Origin of the sequence: Enterobacter cloacae complex sp. P17RS (assembly GCF_014895885.1) — a bacterium.
Taxonomy (GTDB): Bacteria; Pseudomonadota; Gammaproteobacteria; order Enterobacterales; family Enterobacteriaceae; genus Enterobacter; species Enterobacter bugandensis.
The window spans coordinates 574,803-589,603 of sequence record NZ_JADBQK010000003.1; the positions used below are offsets into that span (position 1 = coordinate 574,803).

General features: G+C 56.5%; 12 protein-coding genes and 2 pseudogenes. 11 read left to right on the top strand and 3 right to left on the bottom strand.

Annotation, left to right across the window (positions count from 1 at the left end; all coding sequences use genetic code 11):
- Window positions 1-3: 3 nt before the first annotated feature.
- The 3 genes from IM265_RS03605 (at window position 4) to IM265_RS03615 (ending at window position 3,224) form a co-directional block, all read left to right on the top strand.
- Complete coding sequence (locus tag IM265_RS03605; protein WP_028013076.1) at window positions 4-1,083, top strand: HlyD family secretion protein; 1,080 nt, start codon at window positions 4-6, stop codon at window positions 1,081-1,083.
- Window positions 1,083-2,462 carry an efflux transporter outer membrane subunit gene (locus IM265_RS03610; RefSeq protein WP_193030836.1) on the top strand — a complete coding sequence of 460 codons (1,380 nt, stop codon included), beginning with the start codon at window positions 1,083-1,085 and terminating at the stop codon, window positions 2,460-2,462. Before IM265_RS03605 ends, IM265_RS03610 begins: the two co-directional genes overlap by 1 nt.
- A 102-nt stretch (window positions 2,463-2,564) precedes the next feature.
- Window positions 2,565-3,224 carry an O-methyltransferase gene (locus tag IM265_RS03615; RefSeq protein WP_193030578.1) on the top strand — a complete coding sequence of 220 codons (660 nt, stop codon included), beginning with the start codon at window positions 2,565-2,567 and terminating at the stop codon, window positions 3,222-3,224.
- Window positions 3,225-3,294: 70 nt separating this feature from the next.
- Here IM265_RS03615 and hrpA read toward each other — a convergent pair whose 3' ends face one another.
- Entirely contained in the window at window positions 3,295-7,197 is a 3,903-nt protein-coding gene (hrpA, locus tag IM265_RS03620; protein ID WP_193030576.1) for an ATP-dependent RNA helicase HrpA, read from the bottom strand.
- 205 nt (window positions 7,198-7,402) lie between these two features.
- On the opposite strand from hrpA, the gene azoR reads away from it, so the two are divergent.
- Complete coding sequence (gene azoR / locus IM265_RS03625; protein WP_008502313.1) at window positions 7,403-8,008, top strand: FMN-dependent NADH-azoreductase; 606 nt, start codon at window positions 7,403-7,405, stop codon at window positions 8,006-8,008.
- Between the two features lie 89 nt (window positions 8,009-8,097).
- On the top strand, window positions 8,098-8,784 hold the full coding sequence (locus IM265_RS03630; RefSeq protein WP_193030574.1) for an RluA family pseudouridine synthase: 687 nt from the start codon (window positions 8,098-8,100) through the stop codon (window positions 8,782-8,784).
- Window positions 8,785-8,791: 7 nt separating this feature from the next.
- Here IM265_RS03630 and IM265_RS03635 read toward each other — a convergent pair whose 3' ends face one another.
- Entirely contained in the window at window positions 8,792-9,331 is a 540-nt protein-coding gene (locus IM265_RS03635; RefSeq protein ID WP_028013071.1) for a DUF2058 domain-containing protein, read from the bottom strand.
- Between the two features lie 308 nt (window positions 9,332-9,639).
- Here IM265_RS03635 and IM265_RS03640 point away from each other — a divergent pair, with 308 nt between their 5' ends.
- The 5 genes and pseudogenes from IM265_RS03640 to IM265_RS03655 all read left to right on the top strand — a co-directional run bounded on the left by IM265_RS03640 (window position 9,640) and on the right by IM265_RS03655 (window position 13,330).
- The gene (locus IM265_RS03640; protein ID WP_193030572.1) at window positions 9,640-10,755 is read left to right on the top strand and encodes a DUF6883 domain-containing protein; all 1,116 of its coding nucleotides are present in this window, start codon (window positions 9,640-9,642) and stop codon (window positions 10,753-10,755) included.
- A gap of 10 nt (window positions 10,756-10,765) precedes the next feature.
- Window positions 10,766-10,990 (top strand): annotated as a pseudogene (locus tag IM265_RS03645) (DUF4926 domain-containing protein); the annotation flags it as partial.
- An 18-nt stretch (window positions 10,991-11,008) separates the two neighbouring features.
- Window positions 11,009-11,107: pseudogene (locus IM265_RS21965) on the top strand (type VI secretion system tube protein Hcp); the annotation flags it as partial.
- Window positions 11,108-11,303: 196 nt separating this feature from the next.
- Window positions 11,304-12,278, top strand: coding sequence for a DUF1852 domain-containing protein (locus tag IM265_RS03650; protein WP_193030568.1), 975 nt, complete (start codon window positions 11,304-11,306; stop codon window positions 12,276-12,278).
- Window positions 12,279-12,301: 23 nt separating this feature from the next.
- Window positions 12,302-13,330 carry a methionine synthase gene (locus tag IM265_RS03655; RefSeq protein ID WP_028013067.1) on the top strand — a complete coding sequence of 343 codons (1,029 nt, stop codon included), beginning with the start codon at window positions 12,302-12,304 and terminating at the stop codon, window positions 13,328-13,330.
- Window positions 13,331-13,335: 5 nt separating this feature from the next.
- On the opposite strand, the gene IM265_RS03660 is transcribed toward IM265_RS03655, so the two are convergent.
- The gene (locus tag IM265_RS03660; protein WP_193030566.1) at window positions 13,336-14,268 is read right to left on the bottom strand and encodes a LysR family transcriptional regulator; all 933 of its coding nucleotides are present in this window, start codon (window positions 14,266-14,268) and stop codon (window positions 13,336-13,338) included.
- A 95-nt stretch (window positions 14,269-14,363) separates the two neighbouring features.
- Between IM265_RS03660 and IM265_RS03665 the strand changes: the two genes are divergently transcribed.
- Window positions 14,364-14,798, top strand: a complete 435-nt coding sequence (locus IM265_RS03665; RefSeq protein WP_048960634.1) for a DMT family transporter — start codon at window positions 14,364-14,366, stop codon at window positions 14,796-14,798.
- Window positions 14,799-14,801 lie beyond the last annotated feature (3 nt).

Genomic DNA, 14,801 nt, shown 5'->3' on the forward strand with positions numbered 1-14,801 from the left:
TTTATGAGTCAGCAGGATGCCGCCAAAGAGCAGGCCAACACCCGCAAAAATGTGCGCATTGTTTCCGTTTTCACCGCCGCTGCCATCGGTATTGTCGGCGTGCTGGTCATTCTTTACGCCTGGCAGCTGCCGCCGTTTACCCGCCACGCGCAGTTTACCGACAACGCCTACGTGCGCGGCCAGACGACGTTCATTAGCCCCCAGGTTAACGGCTATATCACCGAGGTGAAGGTTCAGGACTTTGTGCAGGTCAAAAAAGGCGATCTGCTGCTGCAGATCGATGACCGCATCTATCGTCAGCGCGTCCATCAGGCCGAGGCGCAGCTGGCGATGAAAATTGCCGCGCTGAATAACAACCTGCAGCAGCGGAAAAGCGCCGAAGCGACCATTGCCAAAAATGAAGCCGCGCTGAAAAATGCCCGCGCCCAGAGCCTGAAAACCCAGGCGGATTTAAAGCGCGTGAAGGATCTGACGGCGGATGGGTCGCTTTCCATACGCGAGCGCGATGCCGCGCTGGCCAGTGCGGCTCAGGGCAGCGCAGATATCGACCAGGCGAAAGCCACGCTTGAGATGTCGCGTCAGGATCTGCAGACGGTGATTGTGAACCGCGGCGCGCTGGAGGCAGATGTTGAAAACGCCAAAGCGGCGCTGGAGCTGGCGCAGATTGACCTGCAAAACACCCGCATTATCGCCCCGCGCGACGGCCAGCTCGGCCAGATTGCCGTGCGTCTCGGCGCGTACGTGACCGCCGGAACGCACCTCACTACGCTGGTACCGCCGCAGCACTGGGTGATTGCCAACATCAAAGAGACCCAGCTGGCGGAGCTGCGCGTCGGTCAGCCGGTGAAGTTTACCGTCGATGCCTTAAACAACAAAGCGTATCAGGGCCGCGTAGAGAGCATCTCGCCGGCGACCGGAGTTGAATTCAGCGCTATCACGCCGGACAACGCCACCGGCAACTTTGTCAAAATCGCCCAGCGTATTCCGGTGCGCATTGAGGTGCTCGGTAAGCCTGAAGAGTCTGCGCTGCTGCGTCCGGGTATGTCGGTACAGGTGACGATTGATACGCGGGAGGCGAAGTGATGATCCTTCGCCCGATAGCCGCGCTGGTGGGGGCGCTCATGCTGGCCGGATGCCAGTCCGTTGACGTCAAGCCGGCGCAGCCGACCCTGCAAATTCCGGCTCAATGGCGCACCGTCTCAGGGCCAACCAGCCCGACGGAACAGCTCTGGTGGCGCAATTTTCATGACAACGACCTGAACCGCTATGTGGACCAGGCGCTAAAAAACAACAGCGATGTGCTGATTGCCCGCGAGCGGATAAACGAATATCAGGCGCGGGTCTTTGCCGCCGACGGCAGCCTGTTTCCTTCGCTCGACGCGGGCGTAACCGGGACGCGCGCCCGTTCGCAATCCGCCGCCACTGGGCTTCCGGTTTACAGCACGCTGTACAGAGGCAGCCTGACGGCGAGCTATGACGTTGATATCTGGGGCGTCAACCGCAGCACGTCCAATGCCGCCGAAGCCTCGCTGGAGGCGCAAAAAGCCGCCGCCGCGGCTGCGGATCTCACTGTCGCCTCGTCCGTTGCCTCCGGGTACGTCACCCTGCTCTCGCTTGATGAACAGCTGCGCGTGACCGAATCCACGCTGAAATCGCGCGAAGAGGCGTTTAATCTTGCCAAACGCCAGCTTGAGACGGGCTACAGTTCGCGCCTGGAGCTGATGCAGTCGGATTCCGAGCTTCGCTCAACGCGAGCGCAGGTGCCCGTGCTGCGGCATCAGATTGCGCAGCAGGAGAATGCCCTGAGCCTGCTGCTGGGAAGCAATCCCGGTGCGGTAGCGCGTAGCGAAAGCTTTGCGGCGCTAACGCCGCTCACTCTGCCGTCACAGCTGCCCTCCACGCTCCTGAATCGTCGGCCGGATATCGTGCAGGCCGAGCGACAGCTGGTCGCGGCTGATGCCTCGCTTGCCGCGTCACGCGCCAGCCTGCTGCCGTCGATCAATCTGACCGCAACCGGATCGATCCAGGATCGCACCCTTTCCGGCCTGCTGGATAACCCGCTCCAGCTCTGGAGCACAGGCGGCAGCATTCTCGCCCCGCTGCTGAACCGCCAGGCGCTGAACGCGCAGGTGGATATTTCCCAGTCCCAGCGTAACCAGGCGCTGTATGCGTATGAAAAAACCGTGCGTAACGCGTTTGCCGAAGTGAACAACAGCCTTGATGCCATTACGCGCTATCAGGAACAGCTGACGGAACTGCTTGCCCAGCAGGATGTGGCCCGGGAGACGCTGCGCATTGCGCAGAACCGCTATCGCAACGGTTATTCATCCTATCTTGACGTGCTGGACGCGCAGCGCACGCTGTACTCGGTCCAGACCAGCGTGGTGCAGGTAAAAAATAACCTGCTGCTGGCGCAGATTGATTTGTATAAAGCACTGGGCGGAGGATGGGTCAGTGCCTGAAAACCTGCCCGGTGGCGCTTTGCTTACCGGACCTGCATTTCGCACCCGTAGGCCGGGTAAGGCGTAGCCGCCACCCGGCAATCTCTCTCAAGGAGTCAATCTATGCAACAACAATGGTCTGCAGTAGATAATTACATGAGTTCTTCGCTTATCCCTGAGGATGAGGTTCTTCAGAAGGTTCTTGAAAACAACAAACGCGCCGGGCTACCCGAACACGATGTTGCGGCCAATCAGGGACAGCTGCTGGCGCTGTTCGTGCGCATGACGCAGGCAAGACGCATTCTTGAGATCGGTACGCTGGGTGCCTATAGCTCTATCTGGATGGCGCGCGCCCTGCCGCCGGACGGAAAGCTGATTACGCTCGAGGCGGACCCAACGCATGCCGATGTTGCCCGCCAGAATATTCGCCTCGCGGGGCTGAACGATCGTATTGAATTAATAGAAGGCCCGGCGCTGGACTCGCTGGAGAATTTCGGTGACGTTCCGCCGTTCGACCTGATCTTTATTGATGCCGATAAGCCAAACAATCCCGGCTATCTGGAGTGGGCGCTGCACTATTCCCGTCCCGGCACGGTGATCATCGGCGATAACGTGGTCCGCGACGGCGAGGTCATTAACGGGCAAAGCGACGACGCGCGCGTGCTGGGCGTGCGGCGTTTTATCGAGATGACGGGGGATAACCCGCGCTTAACCGCCACCGCGCTGCAAACGGTGGGGGTTAAGGGATGGGATGGGTTTACGCTGGCGATTGTGAATGGGTGAAAAATGTGCGGGCTGATGCCCTCACCCCGACCCTCTCCCACAGGGAGAGGGAGAAAACCGGGCAAGGACGTTAAGCGGAAATCTGCTCCATCGCCTGCAATATACGCTTATCCGAAATCGGATACGGCGTACCGAGCTGCTGGGCAAAGAAGCTGACGCGCAGCTCCTCGATCATCCAGCGGATCTCCTGCACATCTTCATCGTCGCGGCGCGCCGGCGGCAGCTTGTTTAACCACTGCTGCCACGCCTGCTGCACGCTCTCCACTTTCAGCATCTGCGCGCGATCGCGGTGCGGATCGATCGCCATTTTCTCCAGACGTTTTTCAATCGCCTGCAGATAGCGCAGCGTATCGCCAAGACGCTTAAAGCCGTTGCCGGTGACAAAGCCGCGGTACACCAGCCCCGCCATCTGCGCCTTCACGTCCGACAGCCCCAGCGCCATGGTCATATCCACGCGCCCCTTCAGGCGCTTGTTGATGTTGAACACGGCAGTGAGGATCTGCTCGACCTGTTTGGCAATCTCCACCACGGTGTCGTTCAGCTCGGCGCGAACCTTGTCATGCAGCTTCGCAAAACCTTCTTCCGTCCAGACCGGGCCGCCCGCCTCGTGGATCAGCTTGTCCACGCCGCAGGAGATGCAGTCGTCAATCAGATCCAGCACTTTGCCGTACGGGTTAAAGTAGAGCCCCAGCTTGGCTTTGTTCGGCAGCTTCTCGTGCAGATACTTGATCGGCGACGGGATGTTGAGCAGCAGCAGGCGGCGCAGCCCGCGCCACATCATCTGCTGCTGTTCCTGCGGGTTATCAAACAGTTTGATCGCCACGCTGTCACGTTCGTCCACCAGCGCCGGCCAGGCCTTGACCTTATAGTTGCCACGCTTCTGCTCGTAGCTTTCCGGAAGCTGGCCAAAGCTCCAGATATGCAGCCCGCTCTGCTCGATGCCGTCGTCCGCCACCGCAGAAAGCGTCTCCTGAACTTTGCCTTTCAGCGCCTCTTTCAGCTCGCTGAGGGAACGCCCTTCCAGCAGCTTTTTGTTTTTATCATCCACCACGCGGAAGCTGATTTTCAGGTGATCGGGCACCTGATCCCAGTTCCAGTCTTCGCGGTCGATGGTGGTGCCGGTCATGCGGCGGAACTCACGCTCCAGCGCGTCCAGCAGCGGCAGTTCCAGCGGCGTGACGCGGCCCAGAAACGCTTCCGCATAATTTGGCGCTGGCACAAAATTGCGCCGCACCGGTTTCGGCAGGGATTTGATCAGCGCAATCACCAGCTCGCGGCGCAGGCCGGGGATTTGCCACTCAAACCCGCTCTCGTCGACCTGGTTTAACAGCGGCAGCGGAATGTGGACGGTTACGCCGTCCGCGTCGGTGCCCGGTTCAAACTGGTAGGTCAGACGCAACTTGAGGTTGCCCTGATGCCAGAAGTTCGGGTAGTCGAGCTTGCTGACCGACTCCGCCCCCTCTTTAATCAGCATGCTCTTTTCGAAGTTGAGCAGGTCCGGCGTCGCTTTGCTGGCCTTCTTCCACCAGCTGTCAAAGTGGCGGGCGGAGATCACATCATGGCTGATGCGCTGGTCGTAAAACTCAAACAGCGCCTCATCGTCCACCAGAATGTCGCGGCGTCGGGACTTGTGCTCAAGCTCTTCCACCTCGGCGCGCAGCTTCAGGTTTTCACGGAAGAACGCGTGGCGCGTCTGCCAGTCCCCCTCCACCAGCGCGTGGCGGATAAACAGCTCGCGGCTGAGCGCCGGATCGATCTGGCTGTAGTTGACCTTACGCGCGGCGACCACCGGCAGGCCGTAAACGGTCACTTTTTCGGTCGCCATCACCGCGCCCTGCGCGCGCTCCCAGTGCGGCTCGCTGTACGAGCGTTTCAGCAGGTGCTGAGCCACCGGCTCAACCCATTCCGGGTCGATGCGCGCGGCAATGCGCCCCCAGAGGCGGCTGGTTTCCACAAGCTCCGCGACCATGGTCCACTTCGGCGGCTTCTTGAACAAGCCGGAACCCGGGAAGATGGAGAAACGCGCGTTACGCGCGCCGGTATATTCCTGCTTATCCGCATCCTTCATCCCGATATGGGACAGCAGGCCAGTCAGCAGCGCGATATGAATTTCGCGGTACTCCGCCGGTTCACTGTTCACCGGAATGCCCAGCTCTTTCACCACCTGGCGCAGCTGGGTGTAGATATCCTGCCATTCACGCACGCGCAGATAATTAAGGAAATCCACGCGGCACTGGCGGCGGAACTGGTTCGAGGAGAGCGCTTTCTGCTGCTCGCCGAGGTAGTTCCACAGGTTCACAAAGGCGAGGAAATCGGACTCTTTGTCATGGAAGCGACGGTGCTTTTCGTCCGACGCCTGCTGTTTGTCCATCGGACGCTCGCGCGGGTCCTGAATGGAGAGCGCCGAGGTGATGATCATCGCCTCGCGCACGCAACCGTGCTTTTGCGCTTCCAGCACCATGCGCGCCAGGCGCGGGTCGACCGGCAGCTGGCTGAGCTGGCGGCCCAGCGGCGTCAGCTTATAGACCGTTGCCTGCTCGTCGGTGGTAATCGCTCCGAGCTCTTCCAGCAGACGCACGCCGTCCTGAATGTTGCGCTTATCCGGCGCTTCGACAAACGGAAACGCCGCGATGTCGCCCAGCCCCAGGGCCGTCATCTGCAGGATTACGGACGCCAGGTTGGTGCGCAGAATTTCCGGGTCGGTAAACTCCGGGCGCGACAGGAAATCGTCTTCGGAATAAAGACGAATACAGATCCCTTCCGACACGCGGCCGCAGCGGCCCTTACGCTGGTTAGCAGACGCCTGGGAGACCGGCTCAATCGGCAGGCGCTGAACCTTGGTGCGGTAGCTGTAGCGGCTGATGCGCGCCGTGCCCGGGTCGATCACGTATTTAATCCCCGGTACGGTCAGCGAGGTCTCCGCCACGTTGGTCGCCAGCACGATGCGGCGTCCGCTGTGTGGCTGGAAGACGCGGTTCTGTTCGCTGTTGGACAGGCGGGCATACAGCGGCAGGATCTCAGTGTGGCGCAGGTCGCGCTTGCTGAGCGCATCGGCAGTATCGCGAATTTCGCGCTCGCCGCTCATGAAGATCAGGATGTCGCCCGCGCTCTCGTTGCCCAGCTCGTCAACGGCGTCGAAGATGGCCTGCAGCTGATCGCGCTCGGTATCGTCCGCCTCTTCCACAATCGGGCGATAGCGCACTTCCACGGGATAGGTGCGGCCCGACACTTCAATAATCGGCGCATTGTTGAAGTGTTTTGAGAAGCGCTCCGGGTCAATGGTCGCGGAGGTGATGATGATTTTCAGATCAGGGCGACGCGGCAGCAGCTCTTTCAGGTAGCCGAGCAGGAAGTCGATGTTCAGGCTGCGCTCGTGCGCTTCGTCAATGATGATGGTGTCGTACTGCATCAGCAGGCGGTCCTGCTGTATTTCCGCCAGCAGGATACCGTCCGTCATCAGCTTGACCATGGTGTTGTCGCTGACGTGGTCGCTGAATCGCACCTTGTAGCCGATGCAGCCGCCCGGCTCCGTCTGCAGCTCTTCGGCAATACGGTTCGCCACGGTGCGCGCCGCCAGACGACGCGGCTGGGTGTGGCCAATCAGCCCCTTCACCCCGCGCCCCAGCTCCATACAGATTTTCGGCAGCTGGGTGGTTTTGCCTGAACCGGTTTCCCCCGCGACAATCACCACCTGGTGGTCGCGGACGGCCTCAAGGATGTCCTGTTTCTTCTGGCTGACGGGCAGGTTTTCCGGGTAGGTGATCGCAGGACGCGCGGCTTCGCGCAGCACAACCTTCCCTGCCGCCTGTTCAATCTCTTTGGCCATCTCCTGGTAAATGGCCTGTTGTGCATCAGGATTTTTAACCTTCTTCACGCCGTGCAGACGGCGGGCGAAGCGCTGTTTATCGCGCAGCATCAGAGAATCGAGCTGTTGCAGGAGCATCGGGAAGGTGAATTTTTGTTGTTCTGTCATAGCGTTAACGGGCAGTGCTCTGCCGGATAAAATCTCTTTTTAATGATTGCTATAGAGTACCACATTGACGCTTTTAGCGCCTTATTCAAAAAATTCGAACATAGGCTTCGATATATTGCGCTATCTCTGTGGCAGGATTGTGAATAAAGTGTCAACAAGCAACGGGGCACCCCCCTTCAATCAAATGCAACAACAGGAATCACCCATGAGCAAAGTATTAGTTTTGAAATCCAGTATTCTGGCAGGGTACTCTCAGTCTGGTCAGCTGTCTGATTACTTCGTTGAACAGTGGCGTGAACAGCATTCGGCAGACGAAATCACCGTGCGTGACCTGGCAGCAAACCCCATTCCTGTGCTGGACGGCGAGCTGGTTGGCGCGCTGCGCCCAAGCGATGCGCCACTGTCCCCGCGTCAGCAGGAAGCCCTGGCCCTGTCCGACGAGCTGATTGCTGAGCTGCAGGCGCACGACGTTATCGTCATCAACGCCCCAATGTACAACTTCAACATTCCTACCCAGCTGAAGAACTACTTCGACCTGGTGGCGCGCGCTGGCGTAACCTTCCGCTACACCGAGAACGGCCCGGAAGGTCTGGTAAAAGGCAAGCGTGCGATCGTCCTGACCAGCCGTGGCGGTATTCATAAAGATACCCCAACTGACCTGGTTGCGCCGTACCTGAGCCTGTTCCTGGGCTTCATCGGCATCACTGACGTGAACTTCGTGTTCGCGGAAGGCATCGCTTACGGTCCTGAAGTGGCGACCAAAGCGCAGACCGACGCGAAAGCCGCCATCGACAGCCTGGTAGCCGCGTAAGATTTCCCCCTCTCACCGCCCGGTGGGAGGGTTTTTCTTTTCCCCGCATTTCGCTATCATCCGCATCCACTCTCCAGCCGGGCGGCCTGATGTCTGCGATTATCGATTCTTTTATTGCCCCACCGTGTCACGACGACATTGAGATCCTCTGGCAGGATGAACATCTGCTGCTGATTAATAAACCTTCTGGCCTGCTCAGCCTCTCGGGCAAAAACCCGCAAAACCTCGATTCAGTCCATTATCGTCTGGTCCAGACGTTCCCCGGCTGCACGCTGGTACATCGTCTGGATTTCGGCACGTCCGGGCTGATGGTGGTTGCGCGCAATAAGTCCATCAACGCGGCGCTTTGCCAGCAGTTCAGCCAGCGCAGCGTGGAGAAAGTCTACAGCGCCCTGCTTTATGGGCATCCGGAAAACGACGAGGGAATAATAGACGCGCCCATTGCCAAAGACCCGACGCTGTTCCCGCTGATGTCGATCTGCGTCATCAACGGTAAACCCGCCCGTTCCCGCTATCGGGTGGTGGAACGTTTTTTTCGGGGGACAGGAGTGCCGTTAACGCGGGTGGAACTGACGCCGGAAACCGGGCGAACCCACCAGCTGCGCATCCATTGCCAACAGCTGGGGCACCCTATTCTGGGCTGCGATCTGTACGGCGGTCTTGACGCGCCGGGGGCGGAGGAAACGCCCCGGCTGATGCTGCATGCCAGCGAGCTGAATTTTATTCATCCCGTGAGCGGAGAGCCGGTTAACGCCCGCCACGCCGCCCCGTTTTGAACGCGGTTTACCACATCAAATCGTCAGGAATTTTGAAGTCCGCGTACGGATCGTCTTCGTCCTGCTCTTCCTGACTGAGCGCGCTGTTTAACACGATGCTGTCGGCATCGCGCTGGGCAATTTTATCAGCCACCACCGCCGGAATGATCGCGTATTCGCAATCGCCGTTTGCATTGAGCACCAGGCGCGCAATGGCCAGACGGCCGTTGATCAGCTGGGTTTGCGTCTGCTTGTCGACCTCAATTTTTTTGATCAGATTACCGTCAGTGAAGTTAAAGGTGATGTTGCCCTTCGCCACGGTAATGCGGTTCATCTCGATCAGCTGCTTCACCTGCGCTTTAAACTCTTTCGCGAGTACGGCCTGCTTCTGCTGCTCGCTCAGCAGCTTGTCACGCTCGATCTGCGCCTTCTTGTTCTCTTCTACCGCTTCCCGAGCCTCACGTGCCTGAACGCGTGATTTCTTTGCCGTGCGCTGCACTTTCGCCGCTTTCTTGCTGCTGACTAGGCCCGCTTTCAGCATCTGCTCTTGTAAGGTGAGTTTTGTCATGATCGTTTCTAAACCGGTTGGAAATTTTGGGGATTATAGCGGGAATTGGGGATGGTGTACCAGAGAAGCAGATATGGCGTTTAGCTGCCTGAATCTGGTTCATTATTGATTCAACATATACTCACGCTAACGCCTAAAAAAATGGTTAAAAATTGCCAGGTTATTTTCTTAAAAAAAATGAGCAGTTCATAAATATGATGTGGGTTGAATATCTGTGTTCGCTTCAGGCGTAGGCTGCTTTTTCTTATTAAAGAATGAAAACATATGCTCTTGAAAGAAACAATGTTGCTTAACGATAAGGATTCGGCATGTTCCGACTCTACCGGTCACATGATTTAACACGGCAATTAAGCCCTGGAGATTTTCAATACATTCTCACGCCAGAAGGTTCGCTGAAAGAGGCATGTATACATTATGATCTGTCTTATGAAGCGAACGGTCAAAGCCTCTCTTTTGGTCTCCCCAAAAAAATATACAGCGTGTTCCCATATAAAAGGCCGTATGAGCGAAAAAGTCGCGGCTACGCAGATCCGATTTATGATGAGGTTGAGCAAGAGCTGCAAATTGGCTGGCTTGTTGGTGTAGATACCTCCAGGCGCTGGAGCAGCGACCGGAATCCATTTTACATCGACGACAACGGCGATCTGATGTTTACTTCTACAGCCTCATCCTGGCATGCATGGTATAAGGACGAAATCATGAGTGCCTACCGGCACGTTATTGCCGATCGGCAAGGCAGGAAGCCTGCCCCCACTCAACGGATACATTATGATTATTACGGACCAACAACTGCACGATCGGGGAAAACGCTGAACAGTAAAACCGTTGGCCGCCTGCTGGCCGCTGGCGGTGTATATAACGGCAACATTGAAGGGTTTCATGAAACCGCGCAGCAGCTTGGCGGGGATGCTCCAGCGAGTTACGATCAAGTCATGAATAACAAAGGGTTAATTATTACGGGTGCCTCTGTTGCAGCAGGATTAACAATGGGCAGGTTGAATCCTCTAAGCGAGATAGATGAAATATCGGGTCTCAGTAAAATACCAACGTTTGAAAGTCCATATGTAAAAGGTTTCATATCTGAAAGCGGTACGTTAGTGAACGCTGAACACGCCATAATCGATCCGAAAAAGCTCGCTACCTATGCTTTAGATTCAACACATCCTGCAGGTGGGCACAAAGCCAGGGTGTTTGAGTCAGCGCTGGGATACAACCCAACTAATGCAGATGTTTTAACAGCAAGAATTCAGGAAGGCGTATTATCGGTCCCAGCAAAAGTGTTGCAGGCCAACAATTACGGTCAAACAATGGCTGTCGATATGCCCATTTTAGGCGTCAACGGTGAAACAGCGATCGTGCGTACAGGCTGGATGTATAAAACTGACGCGCTAGTTCCTCGCCTGACAACCCTATTCGTTAAATGAGAAAACAAAAATGAAAAGAGCCGAATTAGACGTTGTGGTTTTAAACGAGGATTTACCGGATGAAGGACTGGTAAAAGGGGCTGTTGGTACGATTGTTATGGTTTTCGATACCCCGACACTGGGCTATCTTGTCGAATTTTGCGACGAGGAAGGAAGAACAATAGCAATGCCTGCTTTGCTACCCGCTCAGCTAAAGAGTTATTTCATTCCTGGCACCCTCAAAACGCGGTTGGTTCGCCCCGAATAAAGTGTGGTTGAAAGCGTAAGCCTGCAGTATGAAAAAATTACCTGGCGCATCGTCGAAGGGAACATCATGCACAGCGACGCTTGGGACGAACATCCTACAGCATAGCCCAAAGGGGCCCGATGCCCCTTACTCTTTCACTTCCCTGCCTGAAGTAATCTGAAGTTTCCACTCAGCGTCTCCCTGTTCATGAACTTCCCTCATGTTGCATTGAAATTAAGTCACTTCCCCTGCGCCGCGGGCTCAGGCATAAATTATGCATTAGTAACTTCTTAGCAACATGAACTTAGGATGCATAACCACAATGAGCAAAGCTTTCACATATACCCTTAAGCGCAGTTGCTTCGATGAGAATTACAACCCGTCAGAAAATACGCGTACGACCACCAACTTTGCCAACCTGGCGCGTGGGGAAAAACGTCAGGAAAACCTGCGCAATACGCTGGTGATGATCAACAACCGCTTTAATGCCCTGGCGCGCTGGGATAACCCGACCGCCGATCGCTACGCGGTTGAGCTTGAAATCATCTCTGTCGACCTGAACATTGGCGCGGAAAAGCCGTTCCCGGCCATCGAGATTTTGCAGACGTATATTGTCGACAAAAAAAATAACCAGCGTATCGCAGGCATTGTCGGGAATAACTTCTCCTCTTACGTGCGGGATTATGATTTCAGCGTCCTGCTGCTGGAGCACAACAAGAACCAGCAGCACTTCAGTATTCCGGAAAAGTTTGGCGAACTGCACGGCAATATTTTCCGCCATTTTGTGAACTCGCCGGAATACAAAGAGAACTTCAGAAAGGGCCCGGTGATCTGCCTGAGCGTCTCGAGCAAAGACACCTATCGCCGCACCGGTAACCAGCACCCTGTTCTGGGTATTGAGTACGCGCCAGATGGCGAGTCGTTAACGGAACTGTACTTCGCCAAAATGGGCCTGAAGGTCCGCTACTTCATGCCTGAGAACAGCGCGGCGCCTTTCGCGTTCTTCTTTACCGGAGACTTGCTGAGCGATTACACCGATCTGGAACTGATCGGCACCATCAGCACGATGGAGACGTTCCAGAAAATCTATCGCCCGGAAATTTATAACGCGAACTCGGCGGCGGGACTGTTTTATCGCCCGAACCTGAACCAGCAGGATCATTCATTAACCAAAATTGTTTATGACCGCGAAGAGCGAAGCCGGTTGGCGATTGAACAGGGTCGATTTACCGAAGAATATTTCATTAAGCCTTATAAACACATTCTCGAGCAGTGGTCTGATAACTACACGCTTTAATTCATCAAAAAAGGTCTTTTATTATGAAAACATTGCTCCCGACGTCTACGGCTGGCAGCCTGCCTAAGCCGACCTGGCTTGCGCAACCTGAAACGCTCTGGTCTCCGTGGAAATTGCAGGATCAGGAATTACTGGCAGGTAAACAGGATGCACTGCGCCTGTCCCTTGACGAGCAGATCCGTGCGGGAATCGATATTGTCAGCGACGGGGAACAGACCCGTCAGCACTTCGTCACCACCTTTATTGAACACCTGAGCGGCGTCGATTTTGAAAATCGCCAGACCGTGCGCATTCGTAACCGCTACGACGCCAGCGTGCCGACCGTGGTTTCTGCCGTTGCGCGTCAGAAGCCGGTATTCGTGGACGATGCAAAGTACCTGCGCCAGCTCACGGACAGGCCGATCAAATGGGCCCTGCCAGGGCCAATGACCATGATCGACACCCTTTACGACGCGCATTATAAAAGCCGCGAAAAGCTGGCCTGGGAATTCGCCAAAATCCTCAACCAGGAAGCGCGCGAATTAGAAGCCGCGGGCGTGGATATTATCCAGTTCGACGAGCCGGCGTTTAACGTCTTTTTTGATGAGGTCAACGACTGGGGTATCGCCGCGCTCGAGCGCGCCATTGAGGGTCTGAAATGCGAAACCGCGGTACACATCTGCTACGGCTACGGCATCAAGGCCAATACCGACTGGAAAAAGACGCTCGGCTCAGAATGGCGCCAGTATGAAGAGGCCTTCCCTAAGCTGCAAACCTCTAACATCGACATCATCTCCCTGGAGTGCCACAACTCCCGCGTACCGATGGATCTGCTGGAGCTGATTCGCGGTAAAAAGGTGATGGTTGGGGCGATTGACGTGGCAACCAACACCGTCGAAACGCCAGAAGAAGTCGCCGACACCCTGCGTAAAGCGCTGCAGTTCGTCGACGCCGACAAGCTTTACCCCTCAACCAACTGCGGCATGGCTCCCCTCTCCCGTCAGGTGGCTAACGGTAAGCTGAAAGCGCTCAGCGCCGGCGCAGAAATTATCCGCAAGGAGCTCGGCGCGTAATTGCCTTACGTTTGCCAGTACGGCGGCGAGCCGAAAAACGCCACGTAATAATCAATCACCGCCCTGACGTTCAGGGGCGGATGACGTGCGTGAGGATAGATCGCCGCAATATTCAGCGGCTCCGTATTGATAGCGCACGCCATTTCCGGCATAAGAGCGACCAGTTCCCCGCGCTGCAGCCTGTCGCCAATCAGCCAGTCCGGAAACAGGACGATCCCCATTCCACCCAGCGCGGCAGTGAGCAGCGACTCCGCATTATTGGACGTCATCAACGGCGCCACGGGATAGTGCACCCAATTCTCCCCCTTGCGTCGCACAAGCCAGCGATTAGGGCCAGACGAACCGCGATACACCAGGCATTTATGCTGGCTCAGCTCGGCCGGGTCGGCCGGTACGCCGTGTTGACGCAGATACGCGGGCGACGCGGCAAGATGGTAGCGCTGCTGCCCGAAGATGCGGGCGTGGAACGTCGAGTCCGTCAGCGTGCCGATGCGAAAAATGAGGTCGGCGGCATCCCGGTGCGGGTCGATAAAGTCATCGGTCAGCGTCAGCTCTATGGTTAACCGTGGATAACGCTCGGCCAGGCCTGCCAGGCCGGGTGCAACGTGCCTCTGTCCAAAAAATACCGGCCCGTTAATGCGTACCGTGCCGGAGGGTTCGGTCGAACGTTCATCCAGCTCCCGACGCGCCTCTTCGAAGTTATCCACCATCGCCCGGGCATACCGGATAAAAAGATGCCCGTTTTCCGTGGGGATCACCGCCCGGGTATTGCGATAGAACAGCTGCTGGCCGAGCGCGTCCTCAAGCTGATGAATAATCCGCGACACCTGCGAGGCAGAAATTCCCTCCCGTCGCGCAACGACGGAAAAGTTCTGCGTTTCATAGACGGCAATAAACAGCAGCAGTGAGCGAAGGTTCATGCTTCCGGCATCTGACATTAATGCATTTCCTGCAAAGGTGTTTCCTGCATTATGGCATTTTTCTCACATGTCTACCGACGTAATCTTCTTCGCCTGATATTGGAGGAAGCATAATGCAGTTTGTATTGATTTTACTGGTGATTGCCGGCGGGATGGGCCTCTCCGTCGAGGCGGGTTTGCTGGGGCCGTTAGGGGGAGAAGTAGGCGATTTATGGGCCACGTTCAGCATTTTCGGGGTCGGCGCTGCGCTGACCTTTCTGCTGATGCTGTTTTTTAGCCCGCGCAACGGTCCGTCGTTTTTCGCACAGCCCGGCTGGCAGCTGCTCGGCGGCGTGCTGGGTCCTGTTTACGTTATCATTCTGACTATCGCCACCCCCGCTATCGGCATCGCTCTGACGATGATCGGCATTCTGGCAGGTCAGGTTTTTAAGAGCCTGATCATTGACCACTTTGGCCTGCTGGGTACGCCGCACAGGAAGATAAACGCAAGACGCATCGTGGCGCTGGTTTTTATTATTGCCGCACTGGTACTGGTCGCAAAGGGGTAAGCA

Bases quoted from the DNA above. Each gene is read 5' to 3' on its own strand.
- IM265_RS03605 (WP_028013076.1), top strand. From the start codon at position 4: ATGAGTCAGCAGGATGCCGCCAAAGAGCAGGCCAACACCCGCAAAAAT.
- IM265_RS03610 (WP_193030836.1), top strand. From the start codon at position 1,083: ATGATCCTTCGCCCGATAGCCGCGCTGGTGGGGGCGCTCATGCTGGCC.
- IM265_RS03615 (WP_193030578.1), top strand. From the start codon at position 2,565: ATGCAACAACAATGGTCTGCAGTAGATAATTACATGAGTTCTTCGCTT.
- hrpA (WP_193030576.1), bottom strand. From the start codon at position 7,197: ATGACAGAACAACAAAAATTCACCTTCCCGATGCTCCTGCAACAGCTC.
- azoR (WP_008502313.1), top strand. From the start codon at position 7,403: ATGAGCAAAGTATTAGTTTTGAAATCCAGTATTCTGGCAGGGTACTCT.
- IM265_RS03630 (WP_193030574.1), top strand. From the start codon at position 8,098: ATGTCTGCGATTATCGATTCTTTTATTGCCCCACCGTGTCACGACGAC.
- IM265_RS03635 (WP_028013071.1), bottom strand. From the start codon at position 9,331: ATGACAAAACTCACCTTACAAGAGCAGATGCTGAAAGCGGGCCTAGTC.
- IM265_RS03640 (WP_193030572.1), top strand. From the start codon at position 9,640: ATGTTCCGACTCTACCGGTCACATGATTTAACACGGCAATTAAGCCCT.
- IM265_RS03650 (WP_193030568.1), top strand. From the start codon at position 11,304: ATGAGCAAAGCTTTCACATATACCCTTAAGCGCAGTTGCTTCGATGAG.
- IM265_RS03655 (WP_028013067.1), top strand. From the start codon at position 12,302: ATGAAAACATTGCTCCCGACGTCTACGGCTGGCAGCCTGCCTAAGCCG.
- IM265_RS03660 (WP_193030566.1), bottom strand. From the start codon at position 14,268: ATGTCAGATGCCGGAAGCATGAACCTTCGCTCACTGCTGCTGTTTATT.
- IM265_RS03665 (WP_048960634.1), top strand. From the start codon at position 14,364: ATGCAGTTTGTATTGATTTTACTGGTGATTGCCGGCGGGATGGGCCTC.